The organism is Arthrobacter caoxuetaonis, from assembly GCF_023921125.1.
In the GTDB taxonomy this organism is placed as follows: Bacteria; Actinomycetota; Actinomycetes; order Actinomycetales; family Micrococcaceae; genus Arthrobacter_B; species Arthrobacter_B caoxuetaonis.
Map to the genome: position 1 here is coordinate 3,044,659 of NZ_CP099466.1, position 17,749 is coordinate 3,062,407.

At 65.7% G+C, this 17,749-nt stretch carries 17 protein-coding genes and 1 pseudogene; 11 read left to right on the forward strand and 7 right to left on the reverse strand.

Going from position 1 to position 17,749, the window contains the following annotated elements; translation table 11 throughout:
- Positions 1-142: 142 nt before the first annotated feature.
- On the reverse strand, positions 143-745 hold the full coding sequence (locus NF551_RS14065) for an SRPBCC domain-containing protein (RefSeq protein WP_227894048.1): 603 nt from the start codon (positions 743-745) through the stop codon (positions 143-145).
- 480 nt (positions 746-1,225) lie between these two features.
- Here NF551_RS14065 and NF551_RS14070 point away from each other — a divergent pair, with 480 nt between their 5' ends.
- Both NF551_RS14070 and NF551_RS14075 read left to right on the forward strand, forming a co-directional pair.
- Entirely contained in the window at positions 1,226-3,145 is a 1,920-nt protein-coding gene (locus NF551_RS14070) for a penicillin-binding transpeptidase domain-containing protein (RefSeq protein WP_349293282.1), read from the forward strand.
- 109 nt (positions 3,146-3,254) lie between these two features.
- Complete coding sequence (locus tag NF551_RS14075; protein WP_227894046.1) at positions 3,255-4,955, forward strand: penicillin-binding protein; 1,701 nt, start codon at positions 3,255-3,257, stop codon at positions 4,953-4,955.
- Between the two features lie 3 nt (positions 4,956-4,958).
- Here the strand turns inward: NF551_RS14075 and NF551_RS14080 are convergent, their stop codons facing one another.
- A complete protein-coding gene (locus tag NF551_RS14080) occupies positions 4,959-5,417 on the reverse strand; it encodes a YccF domain-containing protein (protein WP_227894045.1) in 459 nt (152 codons plus the stop codon).
- 83 nt (positions 5,418-5,500) lie between these two features.
- On the opposite strand from NF551_RS14080, the gene NF551_RS14085 reads away from it, so the two are divergent.
- Genes NF551_RS14085 through NF551_RS14095 form a run of 3 tightly spaced genes read left to right on the forward strand, consistent with a single transcriptional unit; the run spans position 5,501 to position 6,826 of the window.
- Positions 5,501-5,974: a pyridoxamine 5'-phosphate oxidase family protein gene (locus NF551_RS14085; protein ID WP_227894044.1), complete on the forward strand. Its 474-nt coding sequence runs from the start codon at positions 5,501-5,503 to the stop codon at positions 5,972-5,974.
- 1 nt (position 5,975) lies between these two features.
- Positions 5,976-6,545 carry a HutD/Ves family protein gene (locus tag NF551_RS14090; protein WP_227894043.1) on the forward strand — a complete coding sequence of 190 codons (570 nt, stop codon included), beginning with the start codon at positions 5,976-5,978 and terminating at the stop codon, positions 6,543-6,545.
- 59 nt (positions 6,546-6,604) lie between these two features.
- Positions 6,605-6,826, forward strand: a complete 222-nt coding sequence (locus NF551_RS14095; RefSeq protein WP_227894042.1) for a helix-hairpin-helix domain-containing protein — start codon at positions 6,605-6,607, stop codon at positions 6,824-6,826.
- Between the two features lie 55 nt (positions 6,827-6,881).
- Here the strand turns inward: NF551_RS14095 and NF551_RS14100 are convergent, their stop codons facing one another.
- Positions 6,882-8,483 carry a DEAD/DEAH box helicase gene (locus NF551_RS14100; RefSeq protein ID WP_227894041.1) on the reverse strand — a complete coding sequence of 534 codons (1,602 nt, stop codon included), beginning with the start codon at positions 8,481-8,483 and terminating at the stop codon, positions 6,882-6,884.
- A gap of 278 nt (positions 8,484-8,761) precedes the next feature.
- Between NF551_RS14100 and trmB the strand changes: the two genes are divergently transcribed.
- The 6 genes from trmB (at position 8,762) to NF551_RS14130 (ending at position 13,464) form a co-directional block, all read left to right on the forward strand.
- Positions 8,762-9,616 (forward strand): tRNA (guanosine(46)-N7)-methyltransferase TrmB, encoded by an 855-nt coding sequence (gene trmB / locus NF551_RS14105; RefSeq protein WP_227894040.1) that lies wholly within the window; start codon positions 8,762-8,764, stop codon positions 9,614-9,616.
- Between the two features lie 5 nt (positions 9,617-9,621).
- A complete protein-coding gene (locus NF551_RS14110; protein WP_227894039.1) occupies positions 9,622-10,629 on the forward strand; it encodes an NYN domain-containing protein in 1,008 nt (335 codons plus the stop codon).
- Positions 10,630-10,721: 92 nt separating this feature from the next.
- Positions 10,722-11,390, forward strand: a complete 669-nt coding sequence (locus tag NF551_RS14115) for a hypothetical protein (protein WP_227894038.1) — start codon at positions 10,722-10,724, stop codon at positions 11,388-11,390.
- Complete coding sequence (locus tag NF551_RS14120) at positions 11,383-11,679, forward strand: transcriptional regulator (RefSeq protein ID WP_227894037.1); 297 nt, start codon at positions 11,383-11,385, stop codon at positions 11,677-11,679. The genes NF551_RS14115 and NF551_RS14120 overlap by 8 nt, the downstream gene beginning before the upstream one ends.
- A 37-nt stretch (positions 11,680-11,716) precedes the next feature.
- On the forward strand, positions 11,717-12,646 hold the full coding sequence (locus tag NF551_RS14125; RefSeq protein WP_227894036.1) for an ABC transporter ATP-binding protein: 930 nt from the start codon (positions 11,717-11,719) through the stop codon (positions 12,644-12,646).
- Positions 12,643-13,464, forward strand: coding sequence for an ABC transporter permease (locus NF551_RS14130; RefSeq protein WP_227894035.1), 822 nt, complete (start codon positions 12,643-12,645; stop codon positions 13,462-13,464). Before NF551_RS14125 ends, NF551_RS14130 begins: the two co-directional genes overlap by 4 nt.
- A 155-nt stretch (positions 13,465-13,619) precedes the next feature.
- Here NF551_RS14130 and NF551_RS14135 read toward each other — a convergent pair.
- The 4 genes and pseudogenes from NF551_RS14135 to dnaK form a co-directional block, all read right to left on the reverse strand.
- Positions 13,620-13,997, reverse strand: a pseudogene (locus NF551_RS14135) (heat shock protein transcriptional repressor HspR); the annotation flags it as partial.
- 66 nt (positions 13,998-14,063) lie between these two features.
- Positions 14,064-15,059, reverse strand: coding sequence for a DnaJ C-terminal domain-containing protein (locus NF551_RS14140; RefSeq protein WP_227894034.1), 996 nt, complete (start codon positions 15,057-15,059; stop codon positions 14,064-14,066).
- 99 nt (positions 15,060-15,158) lie between these two features.
- Entirely contained in the window at positions 15,159-15,779 is a 621-nt protein-coding gene (locus NF551_RS14145; protein ID WP_227894033.1) for a nucleotide exchange factor GrpE, read from the reverse strand.
- A 2-nt stretch (positions 15,780-15,781) separates the two neighbouring features.
- Positions 15,782-17,653: a molecular chaperone DnaK gene (gene dnaK / locus NF551_RS14150; RefSeq protein WP_227894032.1), complete on the reverse strand. Its 1,872-nt coding sequence runs from the start codon at positions 17,651-17,653 to the stop codon at positions 15,782-15,784.
- Positions 17,654-17,749 lie beyond the last annotated feature (96 nt).

Here is a 17,749-nt window from a genome sequence, read left to right on the forward strand (position 1 = left end):
GGCTCCTTCTCGGGACTGGAGAAAACCATTCGAGCTCCCGGCGGAGGGCGTTCTATCCGCTGAACTCAACGAACTTGAGTCTAGTACACTCAACTTTGAAAGTAAAGTTATCCACAGCTAAGAACCGCGGTCTGACGTGGGATTATTCAGGCCCCGGGAGGGGTGCGTGCTCGCGCTCAAACTGCTCCCACGCACGCTCCCATTCAGCATTCCGGGCCTCGAAGAGCTCCCTTTCGGCCCCTTCGAGCGCACGCCAGTCGGGAGCCCACCGATGCGGCTCACGGCCTTCCAGATTGGCCGCCAGGTTATCGACGAAGAACTCCCATCCGGCCCCTGCCGCCCATTCACTGCCCTCCGGGTCTATCAGCGAAAAGCGTTTGCGCACTGAGGCATAACGCAGTTCCAGCCGCGTGGATCCGTCTTCATCGGAGAGGTGGATCTCCAGCTCTCCGGCCTTGCCGTGCGGCGGCATCCAGGACACCGTCAGCAGCCGCGGCGGATCGCACCGGAGAATGGTGCCCGATGCAATCCCGGGAACCTCGAACTCTCCGCCGCGCCGGAAGTCTCCATGCGGCTCTTCAAAGTAGGCGCCGAGCCGGGCAGGGTCGGAAATGGCGTTCCACACCTCGCCTATGGGCTGTGGAACGCTCCGTCCAATGACCACCATCTGCGCATGGCCCGCAGCGATCTGGCGAAGACCGAAAGTCCGCTCCGTTTCGGAGAGCAACGCTTCCAATTCGGACATTTACCCGCTCCTTCAGCTTGCCGTCGTTGGCAGTTCCACAGGCTCCGTCCGGATCGGTTCAGCGGTCCGGCCGGGGCGCCTGGCGGAACCGGTGCGTGTGAGGCCCGGCACAGCCCCACTCCCTTTGGAGGTTAGCAAAGAACGGCGTACTGGCACAGGGTTGGCCAGCAGGATTGCGGCTGGCCCGTACAGCGCCGACCCGGGCAGGAAACTGGGACCCAAATCCCATAAATCCGCGTCCCACAAGGTCCTTTGCGCCGAGCCGGGATGAACAAGACAGTTTTCATCGGTTCCGCCGTCGGCATCACCGCCATCACGCTATGGACCATGATCTCCGCCGAGAGCACACGACGACGCGATGCCGCCTTTGGATCCGCAGCTGCGGGTCAAGGGCGTCACGGACACGGCCGCTGCCCCCGGCAGCGGCCGTGTCCGGTTTTGCGCTTCTCCCGGTAGCCTGTCCGGATGGGGAAACACCGTTTGACTGCCGCCGTTCTGACCTTCTCGGTTCTGGGATTCTCGCTCACCGCGTGCTCCGGAGAGGACCGGCCGGCTCCCGAAGACGCGGCCGGAACCCTCGCTGAAGGACTCTCACAGCTCGATGTCTCCGGGAGCTCCTTCCTTGGGGCCACCCCCGATGAAGTGAACACCCAGCTGGCGGAATCGACCGCCGGACTTGCCCCGTTGACGCCGCAGGTCGCAGTCGGTTCGGTGGAGGAGACGGCCGAGGACGAGGCCATGGCCACCCTGAAATACGTGTGGGACGTCAACGCCTCGGAGACGGACTACAGCTATGACACAACGGTCGCCCTCCAGCGGAACGAGGAGGACGTCTGGGAGGTAAAGTTCACGCCCGCAGCCGTCCACCCCGATCTGGCGCCAGGTGACCGTCTGGTGCGCGAGGTGACCCCCGCCCCGCGGGCAGACATTATCGGATCGGGCGGGCAGGTCATCGTGACGGAGCGCCCCGTCTGGAGTGTCGGGATCGACAAGACCTGGGTCGGGGAAGAAGAACTCGCAGCCTCGGCCGCCCGCCTCGCGGAATTCCTGGAGCTGGACCCTGCTGCCTACACGGCGCAGGTAGAGGCCGCCGGAGCAGAAGCATTCGTGGAGGCCGTTACCCTGCGGCAGGATACTGTCAGCCCGCCGGAAGAGTTCAAGGCACAGGTCGCGGAGATTCCCGGCGCCGCGGCGATCGCCGGCACCCTGCCGCTGGCACCCACACGCACGTTCGCCCGCGCCCTGCTGGGTTCAGTGGGCCAAGCCACGGCAGAGCTGATTGACGCTTCCGACGGCGCCCTCAGCGCAGGTGATGTCACCGGATTGTCGGGGCTGCAGCAGCAGTACGACGAGCAGCTGCGCGGCACCGACGGCGTCGTCATCCGGACAGTGAACGCCGAAGATGTCCCCTCGGCGCCGCTGTTCCAGTCCGAGCGTGCCAGCGGCCAGCCGCTGCAGACGACGCTGGACGCGCGGATGCAGAACCTCGCCGAATCAGTCCTGGAAGACGAACCCTCCGCCTCCGCACTGGTGGCCATCCAGCCCTCCAGCGGGAACATCCTCGCTGTGGCCAACGGCCCGGGAAGTGAAGGAGCCCAGACCGCGCTGCTGGGACAGTACGCCCCCGGTTCCACGTTCAAGATGGCGACGTCGCTGGCCATGCTGCGCTCCGGCGCGGCGCCCGAGACAGCAGTCTCCTGCCCGGAAGAACTGAACGTGGACGGACGGCTCTTCAACAACGCGAGCACGTATCCTGCCCAGTTCCTCGGAGAGATTCCGCTGCGCCAGGCATTCGCCCAGTCCTGCAACACGGCCTTCCTCAACGCACGCGGAACGGTAGCCCAGCCGGACCTCGCCTCGGCTGCCCAGTCGCTGGGACTTGGAGTGACTGCCTCGATCGGCACGCCTGCCTACTTTGGTTCCGTCCCCGAGGCAGCGGAGGGAACCCTCCACGCCGCATCGATGATTGGGCAGGGTGAGGTCCTGGTCAGTCCGCTGGCCCTCGCGGTTGCCGGAGCGTCGGTTGCCAAGGGGGAACGTGTTTCTCCTGCCCTGGTCCAGCCCGCAAATGCGGCTTCCGGGTCCTCCGCTCCTGCATCCGGTTCCGCCGCCCCGGAAGCCGCTCCCCTGACCGCCGGGGAAGCAGAAACGCTCCGCTCCCTGATGCGTTCGGTGGTGACCGACGGCGGAGTGCAGCTGCTCCAGAGCGTTCCCGGAGAACCCGTCCTGGCGAAAACCGGCACCGCCGAGTTTGGCAGCGACACCCCGCCGCGCACCCACGCCTGGGTTGTGGCGATTCAGGGGGACCTCGCCGTCGCACTTTTCATTGAAGAGGGCGAACTCGGTTCCACCTCCGGCGGACCGGTGATGAAGGCGTTCCTGGACGGACTGGCCGGATAAACCCCGCGGTTCCCGGGCCGCTTCCCGCGCGGTAACGATTCCGGGCTCCGGCGGGGCAATTCGCATCCCCTCTGTCCAGATTCAGACCGGGCGCGGATAGCCTTTGCGGATGGGGAAACACCGGCTGCTTGCTTCATTGTTGTCCTTTTCGGTACTCGGCTGCTCCCTTGCGGCGTGTGCCTCCACCGAACGCCCCGCGCCCGAGGATTCCGCCGGCGTGCTTGCTGACGGGCTGTCCCGCCTGGACGTCTCGGGTGGCCTGTTCGCCAGTTCCACCGTTGACGCCGTGAACGGCATGCTGGCGCATCTGGTCTCGGGCATGGCCCCGCTCAAACCGACCGTCACCGTTGCAGGCGTCGAGGAGATCTCCGGCAACGAAGCGGAAGCCACGCTGGACTGGGTCTGGGACATCAACGCATCCGATACCGACTACAGCTACTCCACAAATGTCACCCTTCAGCTTGGTGCGCAGAATAAGTGGGAAACCCGCTTCCGTTCAACCACCGTCCACCCGGACCTGGAGCCCGGTGAACGACTGGTCCGGGAGACAACGACCGCCCCGCGGGCAGACATCCTCGGCGCACGTAATGCTGTGCTGGTGCGGGATACACCCGTCTGGCATGTCGGGATCGATAAATCCGTCCTGACCGAAAGGGAATACGGGACCTGGGCCGACTATCTTGCCCGTTACCTGGAGCTGGACCCTGGCGCCTACACCGCCGAGGTCCTGGCTGCGGGACGGCGGGACTTCGTGGAGGCCGCCACGCTGCGCAAGGACCGCGTCGCAGCCACGTTCGAAGCGGACATTGCCACCATTCCAGGTGCTGCCACCCATTCGGGACGCCAGTCGCTTGCCTCCTACCCGTCGTTTGCCCAACCGCTGCTCGGCACCGTCGGCACCGCACCGGAGGAGCTGATAGCTGCAACCAACGGAGAACTCGCTCCGGGTGACGAGGCCGGGCTCAGCGGCCTGCAGCAGGAATACGATGCCCAGCTGCGCGGAGCCGCCGCCGTGAAGGTGAGGATCGCCAACGCCGATCAGAAGCTTTCGGAACCCCTCTTCGAATTGCCGGCTGAACCTGGGGCGCCATTGCAGACCACTCTGGATCCCGGCCTTCAGTCCCTGGCGGAATCCGCGCTTGACGGCGAATCCTCGGCTGCTGCCCTCGTTGCCGTGCGGCCCTCCACCGGCGGCATCCTTGCTGCCGCCAACGGGCCCGGGAGCAAAGGCGCACAAACCGCACTCCTTGGCGAATATCCTCCGGGTTCCATGTTCGAGCTCGTCACGGGTCTGGCCGAGCAGCGTGGCGGCGACGATTCGCCGGACAGCGTGGCCGCCGCCGCGCGTGCCCTCGGCATCGGAACCGAATGGCGGTTGGGAACCGCCGCCGCGGCGGGATCCGTACCGCAGACGGGTGCCCAAGCCGAGCAGGCTGCCGTCCTGGCCGGGCAGGGCGGCGTGAGGCTCTCACCCCTGGCCGTCGCCGTCGCGGGCGCCTCCATGGCCAGGGGAGAACGCGTCACACCCCTGCTGATTACGCCTGGCCCGGAACCCGGGGAGAGCCCGGAGACTGAATCCGTTACAGGCGGCGAAGCTGCGAAGCTCCGCCGCGCACTGCTTACACCCGGAGGCGGCGCCCAGATGATGGCAGGGACAGCTGCTTCGGAGTCTGGGAAAGCAAGCCATTCCTGGGCCCTCGCGGTGGACGACGACCTCGCCGTTGCAGTGTTTATCGACAACGGCGCTGCGGACCCGGACTCGGCAGCGAGCCTGCTGCTTGAGATCTTCCTTGCCGCGGTGGCCGGCTAGCCCTTAACGGCCGAAGGGAGCTGGCCCGGGGCCTCCCGGATAGGCAGCGTACGGCGTCCGGGAGTTGTACGGCACCAGTCCGGGGCCGGAGGTGGGAACAATCCGCTTGCCGAGGGGAACCAGCGAAATAGGGATCATCTTGAGGTTCGCAATGCCCAGCGGAATGCCGATGATGCTCACGAACATCGGAATTGCGGTCAGGACATGCCCGATGGCAATCCAGATACCCGCGAAAACCAGCCAAATGACGTTTCCGAGGGTGGCCAGCACCCCGGTTCCCCGCCCGCTGTCGATCACGGTACGTCCGAAAGGCCAGAGTGCATAGGAAGCGATGCGGAAGGACGCGATCCCGAACGGGATGGTCACAATCAGCAGGCAGCAGATGATGCCGGCGGCCACATAGCCAAGGGCCAGCCAGATGCCGCCGAACAGGAGCCAGATGACGTTCAGGATTGCCTTCATGACCCTATTGTTCTCCAGATGTCCCGCTGAGTCACGACCGGGCCTCTTTCCCGGGCCGCCGCGGGTATGCCTAGACTGGGGGCATGCCGCGAACCAACGATGATGCCACGGTCCCTGTCGAACTCGGAGCCAGCGAATGCTGGGACTACATCCGCCAGTCCTCCGTGGGACGCCTCGCTGTGATCTCCGGCGGACGTCCCGAAATCTTCCCCATCAACTTCGCCGTGGACCACGGTTCGGTCGTCTTCCGCACCGCTGAAGGCACCAAGCTCTCCGCGGCCCTGGACGACTCCCCCGTTGCCTTCGAGATCGACGGCTACGACGACCGTCTGAGTTTCGCCTGGAGCGTGGTGCTGAAGGGAACCGCATCGCGGCTCGAATCCATCGAGGACGTCCTGGACTCGGCTGAGCTGGAGCTTTTCCCCTGGCAGGAGGGCGAGAAGAACCATTTCATCCGCATCGAGCCGGAAGAGATTTCCGGCCGCCGCTTCCTGATCAATAACGCCGCACGCCGCCACGTCCTCGCGGCCCGCCGCCGCCAGGCGTTCACGGAATAGCATGCCCGCTCCAGTACTGAGTTTCGCCGCTCTTCCGTCCCGGTCCTGGGGCAGCAATTCCGGCCGCGCCAAGGACCTGGCCACCGGACCGGCCGGCCCCTCAGGCTCCCCCGGCTGGCGCCTGTCCGCCGCAACCATCGAGAAGTCCGGCCCGTTCACGTCCTTCGAGGGCACGGACCGGATCACCGTCCCGGTGGAAGGCGAACTGCTGCTCCTCGACGTGGACGGCACCGAGCACGCCATGGAAAGGCTGCGCCCGCTGCGCTACCCCGGCGACGTACCGGTTCAGGCGTCCCTGCCCACCGGTGAGGTGACGGTACTGAACACGTTCGTGGACCGGAACAGCTACGGAGCCGCCGTCATGGTGGTGGAACTGTCCAAGAAGAATCCGCCGTCCCTCGGCCCGGACCAGTTTCTGGTGCTGCTCCAGGGGTCTGCCAAGGCCGTGCTCGACGGCGGAAGCCGCACCGAAGAGCTCGATTTGCTGGACACCGTTGCCGGCGGCGCCGACCAGCCCCAGGTGCTTGGCCGCGGATTTGCCGCCGTCGTCAGCTTTTACCCGCTGGACTAAGCCGGAATCAGACGCCCAAAGGGGCTGCGCCGGGGTACGGACGTGTCTAGCATCAAGGCATGAGCACATCACCGACCTCATCGACATCACCGACGTCATTGAACGAGCTGCCCCGGATCGGGGCGCCGGCGTCCCGGGGGCTTGGCGCCGCGGGTTTCACCACGCTTCGCCAGCTTGCCGGCGTGCCGCGGCAGGACCTCGCCCAGCTGCACGGTGTGGGGCCAAAGGCCCTGGACATCATTGAAGCGGCCCTAAGTGAACACGGCCTGAGCCTCAAATAACTGCAAAAGGCCCTGCACCCGAAAACGGGTGCAGGGCCTTTGTTATGCGCTGTGGCTAGCGGCCGCGGCGTTCGTTCGACGCCGGTGCGGTTGCGCGGCGGGGACCGGCGGCACGGGCCGGACGGCCTGCGCCTGCCGGAGCTGCCGAACGGGTGCCGGCTGAGCGGTGGGTGCCCGCTGCGGCGACGTCGCCGGCACGCTGGCCGGTGGCGGGGCGGCGGTTGCGGCCCTGAGTGGTGGCTGCGGCGGCCGAGCCGCGGCGGCCTTCAGGGCTGCGCTGGGCGCGGGGAGCCTCGGAGGAGGCAGTGCGCTCGGCAGAGACGCGTCCGCGTCCGCCTGCACCGCCGCGTCCGCCGGCACGGGTACCGGTACCGGTACCGGTGCGGGCTGCGCGCTTGCGCTGGGCGTTGGCTCCGGTGGAGCGTCCTGCACCCTGCTGCGGGGACTTCGCTGCCAGCTGGGCTGCACGGACGTGCGGCTCGATGACGGCGGCGCGTTCGCCGATCAGCTTCGCGATCGACGGGGAATTGTGGGAGACCTTCTCGATCGAGACGTCGACGCCGGCAGCCTTCATCAGCTTGGACACCTCGCCCTTCTGCTCGGGAAGGGTCACGGTGACGACGGTGCCGTCGGAACCGGCACGGGCAGTACGGCCCGAGCGGTGCAGGTAGGCCTTGTGCTCCGTGGGCGGATCGATGTGGACGACCAGCTCGACGTCGTTCACGTGGACGCCGCGGGCGGCCACGTCGGTGGCGACCAGCACGCGGACGTCGCCGGAGGCGAACTCGGCCAGGTTGCGGTCACGGGCGTTCTGCGAGAGGTTGCCGTGCAGGTCAACGGTGGGGATTCCGCTGTCCGTGAGGAACTTGGCCATCTTGCGGGCATGGTGCTTGGTGCGCATGAACATGATGCGGCGGCCATGGCCGGAGGCCAGTTCCTTGACCAGAAGCTTCTTGGCGGTCTGGTCCTGGACCAGCAGCACGTGGTGCTCCATGGTGCTGACTGCAGCCTGCGGCTCGTCCACGGAGTGGGTCAGCGGGTTGGAGAGGTAGCGGCGGACCAGCTTGTCCACTCCGTTGTCCAGCGTGGCGGAGAAGAGCATGCGCTGGCCCTTTTCCGGGGTGCGGTCCAGCAGGCGCTGGACGACCGGAAGGAACCCGAGGTCGGCCATGTGGTCAGCCTCGTCCAGCACGGTGATTTCCACCGCGTCCAGGCTGATGACCTTCTGCTTCATCAGGTCCTCGAGCCGGCCGGGGCAGGCAATAACAATGTCGACGCCGGCGCCCAGTGCCTTTTCCTGGCGCTGCTGGGACACGCCGCCGTAGATGACGGTGGTGTTCAGGCCCAGCTCGGCGGCGAGGGGCTCGATGACGTTGTTGATCTGGGTCGCAAGTTCACGCGTCGGCGCCAGGACCAGGCCCAGGGGGCGGTTCGGGCGGCGGCGGTAGGCAGCCTCGGCCTCGGCCAGGCGGGTTACCAGCGGGAGCGAGAACGCAAGGGTCTTGCCGGAACCGGTCCGGCCGCGGCCCAGGACATCCCGGCCCTTGAGGGTATCGGGAAGGGTTTCCACCTGGATGGGGAACGGCTCTGCGATTCCCTGGGCGGAGAGGATGGAAACAAGTGCCTTGGGTACGCCAAGTGCAGCAAAAGTGGTCATGAAAAGACGGCAACTTTCGGTAAGTGGCCCCCTAAGCCGTGTGGCGCAGAGGGTTCGCCGAAGAAAAGTCAGACAGTGTCCACCGCCTCGGCCAACGGATTCAGCCGGCGGGACAAAAGAAAGCGTTCATCGACGCAGGTTGCGCTGCTTACACACGCGGCTTTTAGGCGCGGCAGTCGCAACAACTTGCCCCAGTTTACCGGATGAACGCCAGTAACCTAATCGGCGGCCCTCGGGCGGCACGGCCGCATCCCTGCACCCGGTTAGCATTAACGGTGATGACTACTGAACCAGCCCTTCCCGTTTCCGACGACGCCGACGGCGCGGAAGGCCCGGAAACACAGCATTTCCGTGCGCCGGTGTCCTTCGTCCGCCGGGGTTCCCGGCTTCAGGGACGGCGCCAGCAGGCCTGGGACGAACTCTCCGACGTCTTCGTGATCGATGTCCCCCGTGTCTCTTCCGACACCTCCGTGGATCCGGAGTATGTGTTCGACGCCGAAGCCGCCTTTGGCCGCAAGGCGCCCCTCGTCGTCGAGATTGGTTCCGGCCTGGGCGAAGCCATTACCCACGCCGCGGAGCAGAACCCGGAGAAGAACTATCTGGCGGTGGAGGTCTATCTACCCGGCCTCGCGCAGACACTGCAGCGCATCGGGCAGAAGAACCTGACCAACGTCCGGGTTGTCCAGGCGAATGCCCCCGAGGTCCTCTCCACCATGCTGCCGGCCGGCTCGGTCGATGAACTCTGGGTGTTCTTCCCTGACCCCTGGCACAAGACCCGCCACCACAAGCGCCGGATGGTGAAGGATTCCTTCGCTGAGCTGGCGGCCCGGGCTCTGGTCCCGGGCGGCCTGTGGCGCCTGGCCACGGACTGGTCCGACTACGCCGTACAGATGCGCGACGTCCTGGATGCCTCCCCGTGCTTCGAAAACCTGCATCCCGGTGAACGCGGCGGGCCGGACGGCCCGCTGACCCAGGTTCACGCCCAGGGCCTGGAAGGCAAGGAGGCCTCCGACGACGTCGACACCCGCGGCGGCTGGGCCCCGAGGTTCGAGGGCCGTACCCTGACCAGCTTCGAGAACAAGGCCCACCAGGCCAACCGCCTCATCTTCGACCTGACCTACCGCAAGGCCTGATTCCCATGACTGAACCAAACGACGCACGTGTTGGCCTCTACATCGATTTCGACAACATTGTCATCTCCCGTTATCAGCAGCTGCACGGCCGGAACGCCTTCCAGCGCGACGGCATCCGCGACTTCGACCGGTCAAGCCGGGACGCGGACCCGGAGATCAGCGCCAAGCTCACAGCTGCGACTGTCGACTTCAACGCCATCATCGACTTCGCCGCTTCCTTTGGCACCCTGGTAGTCAACCGCGCCTATGCGGACTGGTCCGTTCCGGTCAACGCCAGCTACCAGCGCCAGCTGATGTCCCGGGCCGTGGACCTCACCCAGCTGTTCACCACCACCACGCGGGGAACCAAGAACGGTGCGGATATCCGGCTGGCGGTCGACGTCGTCGAAGACCTGTTCCGCCTCCCTGACCTCACCCACGTCATTATTGTCGCCGGGGATTCGGATTACATTGCGTTGGCGCAGAAGTCCAAGCGCCTGGGCCGTTTCGTGGTGGGCATCGGTGTTGCCGGCTCCACCAGCACGTCCCTCGCAGCGGCGTGCGACGAGTTCGAGGACTACGATTCATTGCCCGGCATCGACCGGACGGCCGCCGCTGCGGCGGCGGCGGAGCGGCCAGCCCCGGACCGGAAATCACCGGCACCGGCGCAGGCTCCCCTCGAGTCCTCGGACAAGCCCCGCAAGCTCACCACGATCCCCATGTTCTCCCACACCGAAGACATGCAGTTCGAGGAAGCCGACCCGGCCGAGGATATTGATCCGCAGATCCTGGCCACGGAACTGCTGGTGCGCGCCCTGCAGATCAGCCATGCGAAGGGCGACGCCGACGAATGGCTGAACACGGGAACGATCAAGAACCAGATGCGCCGAATGGACCCTTCCTTCAATGAGAAGCCGCTGGGTTTCCGGTCCTTCACCGACTTCCTTTCCTCGCACGCTGATCTTGCCGAACTCCGGGAAGACGGTTCGCAGCGCCTGATCCGCCTCCGCCCGGAGAGCGCCGCCGACCACTGATTCGGCGGCGCGGCGCCCCGCCTCGGGCTCGTCCGAAAAAAGACTTGCCCAAACCCTTCCCACAAAGCAGTTTGTGATGCAAACTACTTTCTATGAATCCACTTCCTGGGAACACCTCATCCACACAGGCGGAGAAGCCGCTGGATCTGCAGGCGGCGCTGGCCGCAGTGCAGGACGCCGAACAGTCCGCCCGCCGAAACCTCGCCGGAAACACCGCTCTGGTCTACCTTCTGTGGGGGCTCACCTGGACGATTGGCTATGGTTCGCTTTGGGGCACCCAGCAGGGGTGGCTGCCCTGGGAACCGACCTCCGCGCTGACCGTCCTGGCCGTTGCCCTTGCTGCGGCCACCGTGACCACCGTTGTCATCTTCACCCGCAGCAGCCGGGGCATCCGGGGACAATCCGCCTTCCAGGGACGGATGTACGGAGCAGCCTGGGCCCTGGGGTTCACTGTCGTGGGTGCCCTCAGCGCCCTAATCGGCAGGGCCGTTGATGACTTCTGGCTCCGTGGACTGCTGATCAACTCGATCGCTGTCCTGGTTGTGGGGCTTTTGTACATCGCCGGCGGTGCTGCCTTCAATGACCGCGCACAGTCCTACCTGGGGATCTGGCTCCTTGTTGTGACCACGGCCGCACTGATCTCCGGGCCGGAGTATTTCCTGGCGGTCTTCCTTTTCCTGGGCGCCACCGGGATGCTGGCCGGCGCCGTCGTCGAGCATCTGCGCACCCGCCGGCGCCGGAGCGGACCGTCCCATGCCTGAACTGGACCCCGTCATCCACGCCGAATCCCGGCTGCGCGCCATGACGATGCTCAACGAAGTCGGAGAGAACAACCAGATTGCCTTCACCAAGCTGCAGAAGATGCTGGACATGACGGCAGGTAACCTCTCCACCCACCTGCGAAAGCTCGAAACCGCCGGCTATGCGGAGGTCACCAAGACCATCGAGGGCCGCACTCCCGCTACGTACGTCGGCATCACTCCCGAGGGCCGGGCTGCCTACGCGCGTTACCGCAAGAACCTGAACGACCTGCTCTCCGGGCTCTCCTAGCCAAGCCCAACCGGTCCCGTCCTGAGGAGACACTCCAATGACCGTTCTTCCCACAGGTGCACGAAACGTCCTGGCCGGCGCCTACGGGGTCAGCAAGAGCTACGGCTCAACGACCGCGTTGGACGGCGTCGACTTTTCCGTCACGGCCGGCGAGACGGTTGGCCTGCTGGGGCCCAACGGTGCCGGCAAATCAACGCTGCTGAACCTGCTCAGCGGCCTGCGGCAACCCGATTCCGGCCGGGTGGAACTCTTCGGCCAGGATCCCCGGAACCCGCCGGCACGCCAGGGCCTGGGCACAACACCCCAGGCCACCTCAGTGCCCGCAACGCTGCGGGTGCGTGAAACGGTGGATTTCGTCGGCTCGCACTACGCCGATCCGGTGCCTACCGCGGAACTGCTGGAGGGATTCGGACTGGGCGCCGTCGCCGGCAAGCAGTGCGGCGGGCTTTCCGGCGGCCAGCAGCGCCGCCTCCTGGTGGCACTGGCCCTGGTGGGCCGCCCGCGCCTCGTGATCCTCGATGAACCCACCACCGGACTGGATGTCGAGGCACGGGAGAATCTGTGGGAACGGCTGGCGGATTACCGGGCCGGCGGCGGAACGCTGCTGATCACCAGCCATTACCTCGACGAGATCCAGACACTGGCAAGCCGTGTGGTGGTCATCAACGACGGCTCCGTGGTGGCCGACGGCGATGTGGACGCCATCCGCAGCCGGGTCAGCGTCAGCCGCGTCTCGTTCCATACTTCCCTGCCGTCGTCGTACTTCGTTTCCCAGCCACACACGGTGTCGGCGAGCCTGTCAGCATCAGGGGCCACCACGGTACTGACGAACGACGCCGATGACACGGTCCGCAGGCTGGTGCAGGACAACGTGGATTTCCGTGGGCTTGAGGTCCACGCCGCAAGCCTGGAAGAGGCCTTTATTTCGCTGACCCATTCCACCGCCGAACGGAAGGCAAGCCGATGACCGGCACCCAGGCGGTTCGCCCGCCCACCATCCCACCAGCCAACAAACCGCTGTTCGAGCTGGTCCGCATCCACACCAGGGCCCAGGTGCTTGAACAGCTGCGCATCCCGGTAGCCGTTCTGTCCTCCACGGTCTTTCCCACTCTGGCCCTGGTGTTCTTCGTGCTGCCGCAGACCGCGGTGACGTCCAATCCGCAGGCCTCGCTCATGGCGATCGCCCAGCTGGCAGTCTTCGGGGTGATGAGCGCGTTCCTGTTCAACTACGGGATAGGTGTGGCCGAAGAACGGGCCAATCCATGGAGCAGCTACGTCCGGACGCTGCCCGTCGGCGCATTTCCTGCCACCGTGGCACGGGCAGTCACTGCCATGATGTTCGCGTTCTTCGCGCTGATCCCGGTGCTGGCAGTCGGTGCCACCACCACGGCCGGACTGCAGCTTTACACAGACGGAACCCTGTCCTGGTGGCGCATTCCGGCGTCGGTGCTGGTGTGGCTGCTGTGCGGGCTGCCGTTCCTCTTCCTTGGATTGCTGGTTGGCTACCTGTGCACGTCCAAAGTGGCCATCGCGGTGACGCAGGTGGTCTTCTTTCCGCTGGCCTTCGCAGGCGGCATGATGCTTCCGCCGGAGATCTTCTCCCCCGGCCTGAACACCTTCTCGCAGTTCCTGCCGTCCCGGGCCGCGCGGGACATTTCCGTCTCGGCGCTGTCCGGAGAAGCCCTGCCCGCAACCTCGGTCATCTGCTTCCTTGCCTGGACCGTGCTGCTGTGCGCCGGCGCGGTGTGGGCAAACCGCAGGGACCAGGGACGGCGTTTCCGCTAGCCCTGGCTGGAGTGGAAGAAGTCGCTGCGGTCGGCGGTGTAGCCCAGTTCGGTTTCCACGGCGTGGGCCTTGCCTGCCGGGAGTGCCATCACCCGCCGGCTGCGCGCCACCAGCGCCGCGAGTCCGAGCTGTTTGCCGGCCGGCTTGGCTGCCGGCGGCCGCTGCCCGCGGCTGAGCGTTACGACGTCCCCCGCCAAACCGGCAGCGAAGATCCGGCCCATGTCGCTGCTGCGCTGCTGGATCTGGTCAAGCTCGGCGGAGAGCTGGTCCACCCGTTCCCGCAGCCCTGAGACCTGCTGCTGCAGGTGCATGATGCGTTTGATGCCTTCGAGGGAAACACCCTCCTGCGAAAGCCGCTGGACCTCACGGAGCATCTCGATGTCCCGCTGGGAGTAGCGGCGGGACCGGCCCGGGGCCCTGCTGGGACTCACAATCCCCAGCCGGTCATACTGGCGCAGCGTTTGCGGATGCATGTCCGCCAGCTCAGCGGCAACAGAGATCACGAAGATGGGTGCGTTGACGTCGATGCCCATTGCCCTCTCCTTCTCTGCCTGGTTGTTGTCATAGTAGCCGTCCCGCCGTTTGGGCAGCCGCTGCCCCTAGAGGCGTGCCTTCGCGGCGAGCCCGGCCCTCGGGTCTTCACCCTTTGTCGCTTCGGCGAAAGCCTCGACCGCAGCCTTGGCGTCCTTGTTCAGATGCGACGGAACGGCGACGTCGACTGTCACCAGCAGGTCGCCGTCGCCCTTGGACGTGTGGACGCCGCGGCCCTTGACCCGGAGGGTCCGCCCGGAGGGGGTTCCTGCCGGGACCTTCAGCTTGACCTTGTCCGCGGTGAGGGTCGGGACCTCGATCGTGGCGCCCAGGGCAGCTTCGGGGAAGGAAACCGGCACATGGATGCGGATGTTGTTGCCGTCCCGCACAAAGAAATCGTGCGGCGTGACATGCACGGTGACCATCAGGTCCCCGTTGCCCGCTGCGCCGGGCTGGCCCTTGCCGCGCACCCGGATCCGCTGGCCGTCCTTGACTCCGGCGGGAACCCGGACCTCCACGACTTCCCCGCTGGGTTCACGGAGGCCGATGACCGTTCCATTGATGGATCCGGCAAAGGAAATAGTGGTGCTGGCGGTCCGGTCGGCGCCCTTCTGGGGCGGAGCCGAGCCAAACCCGCCTCCCCCGCCGAAGCCGCCGCCGCCAAACAGGTCGGCAAACTCGGGAGGAATGTTGCTGCCGGTGCTGTACGTATTGCGCGTGCGGCTGCGCCCGGCAGACTGCCCGAACAGTCCGCCAAAAATGTCTTCGAATCCGGCACCGGCTCCGCCTGCGGGGCCCGCGCCGCCGCCTGCCGAGAACCTGGCGCCGCTGCCCATGGCGCGGATGGCGTCATACTGCTGCCGTTCTTCGGCATCGGACAGGACGGAATAAGCCTCGGAAACGTCCTTGAACATCTTCTCCGCCGCCGGATCATTCTGGTTCTGGTCCGGGTGGTACTTTCTGGCCAGCTTCCGGTACGACTTCTTGATGTCGGCGTCGGAAGCGTCCTTGGGAACACCCAGAATCTTGTAGAAATCCTTGTCGACCCAATCCTGACTAGCCAATTGGTGTCCCCTTCTATGTGTGGTGCCTGTGGTGCGCTGGAAACCGGATATCCACCGGAGATGCCCGGGACCGCCAAACGGCGGTCCCGGGCATACGGACTACTGCTCCGGTACGGAGACGATGACCTGTGCTGCGCGCAGCACGCGGTCGTTCGACTTGTAGCCGGTCCGCAGGATCTGCGTCACCGTGTCGAGCTGCACGTCCGCGCTCTGCTGCTGGATCAGCGCCTCGTGGATGTTCGGATCGAACTCCACTCCGGTTTCATCGATCCGGCCCAGGCCGTAACCCTTGAGCGTGTTTTCCAGCTTGACGGCGATGGACGCGAACGGACCTTCGGCGAGGTCCCCGTGCTGGCGGGCCGCATCGATGTCATCCAGGACCGGCAGGATGGAATTGAGCATTCCGATCACAGCCATTTCCCGGGCAACATCACGGTCCCGCTCCACACGCCTGCGGTAGTTCACGTACTCCGCCTGAAGGCGGAGCAGGTCGTTGCGCAGTTCCGCGGCTTCGGGAGATCCGGCGTCAGCAGGTGCCTCGGCTCCGGCGCTGTTCAGGATTTCCTCTGCCTGGGACAGTGCATCGCCCTGGGCGTTGCTTCCCTCCGCAGCCGGCCCGGCGCCGGCCTCGGAGGAAGAAGCCTGCTGCGACTGCGGTTCCTGGTTCTCCTCCGGCTCGCCGCCGGGGGTCTGGTTTCCGTTGTCGTTGTCAGCAGCCATGATTACTTCTTTTCTTCGTCATCAACGACTTCGGCATCCACGATGTCCTCATCGTTGGAGTCCGAGCCGGTACCTTCACCCGCGGCGGACCCGCCGGCAGCACCGGAGTCGCCGGCAGCCTGTGCCTGCGAGTAGATGGCTTCGCCGAGCTTGGTCTGGGAAGCCTGCAGCTTCTCAAACGCGCTCTTCACCTCGTCGTCGTTGTCGGTGCCTTCCAGCGCCTTCTTCAACGCGTCGACGTCGCCCTTGACCTCGGACTTGACGTCCTCGGGCAGCTTGTCGTCGTTGTCAGTGAGGAGCTTCTCCACGGAGTAGGCCAGCTGCTCGGCGGAGTTGCGGACGTCGGCTGCCTCGCGGCGCTTCTTGTCTTCCGCAGCGTGCTCTTCAGCTTCCCGGACCATGCGGTCGATGTCTTCCTTGGAGAGGGAGGAACCGCCGGTGATGGTCATGGACTGCTCGGCGCCCGTGCCCTTGTCCTTTGCGGAGACATGCACGATGCCGTTGGCATCGATGTCGAAGGTGACCTCGACCTGCGGCACGCCGCGCGGAGCCGGCGCAATGCCGGTCAGCTCGAAGGTGCCCAGCGGCTTGTTGTCCCGGGTGAACTCACGCTCGCCCTGGAAGACCTGGATCGCCACGGACGGCTGGTTGTCATCAGCAGTCGTGAAGGTTTCGCTGCGCTTGGTCGGGATAGCCGTGTTGCGCTCGATCAGCTTGGTCATCACGCCGCCCTTGGTCTCAATGCCGAGGGAAAGCGGGGTGACGTCGATCAGCAGCACGTCCTTGCGCTCGCCCTTCAGCACACCGGCCTGCAGTGCGGCGCCGACAGCAACAACCTCATCCGGGTTGACGCCCTTGTTCGGCTCCTGGCCGCCGGCCAGTTCCTTGACCAGCTCAGAGACGGCAGGCATGCGGGTGGAGCCGCCGACGAGGATGATGTGGTCGATGTCCGAGACCTTGATGCCTGCCTCGGAGATGACGTCGTGGAACGGCTTCTTGGTCCGGTCCAGCAGGTCCTTGGTGAGGTCCTGGAACTTGGCCCGGGAGAGGTGCTCGTCCAGGTGGACGGGACCTTCGGGGGTGACCGAGAGGTACTGCAGGGAGATGTTTGTGGAGGTAGCCGAGGACAGTTCCTTCTTGGCCTGCTCCGCGGCTTCCTTCAGGCGCTGCAGGGCAATCTTGTCCTTGGACAGGTCTGCACCCTTGGCCTTGGCCTGGGCCAGCAGGTAGTCAACGATCCGCTGATCCCAGTCGTCGCCGCCGAGGCGGTTGTCACCGGCGGTGGCACGGACCTGGATGGTGGAGAAGTCGTCTTCGTCCTTGCCGACTTCGAGCAGGGAGACGTCGAACGTGCCGCCGCCGAGGTCGAAGACCAGGATGAGTTCATCTTCCTTGCCCTTGTCCAGGCCGTAGGCCAGTGCGGCTGCGGTCGGCTCGTTCACGATGCGCAGGACGTTCAGGCCGGCAATTTCACCGGCTTCCTTCGTGGCCTGGCGCTCGGCGTCATTGAAGTACGCAGGGACGGTCACGACGGCGTCGGTGACCTTTTCACCCAGGTACGACTCGGCGTCGGCCTTCAGCTTCTGCAGGATACGGGCAGAGATTTCCTGGGCGGTGTACTTCTTGCCGTCGATGTCGACGCTCCAGTCGGTGCCCATGTGGCGCTTGACGGAGGAAATGGTGCGGTCAATGTTGTTGACGGCCTGGCGCTTGGCGATCTCGCCGACCAGGACCTCACCGGACTTGGCGAAAGCAACAACCGACGGGGTGGTGCGGCCACCCTCGGCGTTGGCGATAACGGTGGGCTCACCGCCTTCGAGGACGGAGACGACGGAGTTCGTGGTTCCGAGGTCGATACCTACTGCACGTGACATATTTGCTTCCTCTTTCCTTGGAAATCGATGGCCCGCTGCCTGCGTAAGAACCGGCAGTTGCCACCCCTCGCGCCGCAGCGCATATTGAGCCTTCTG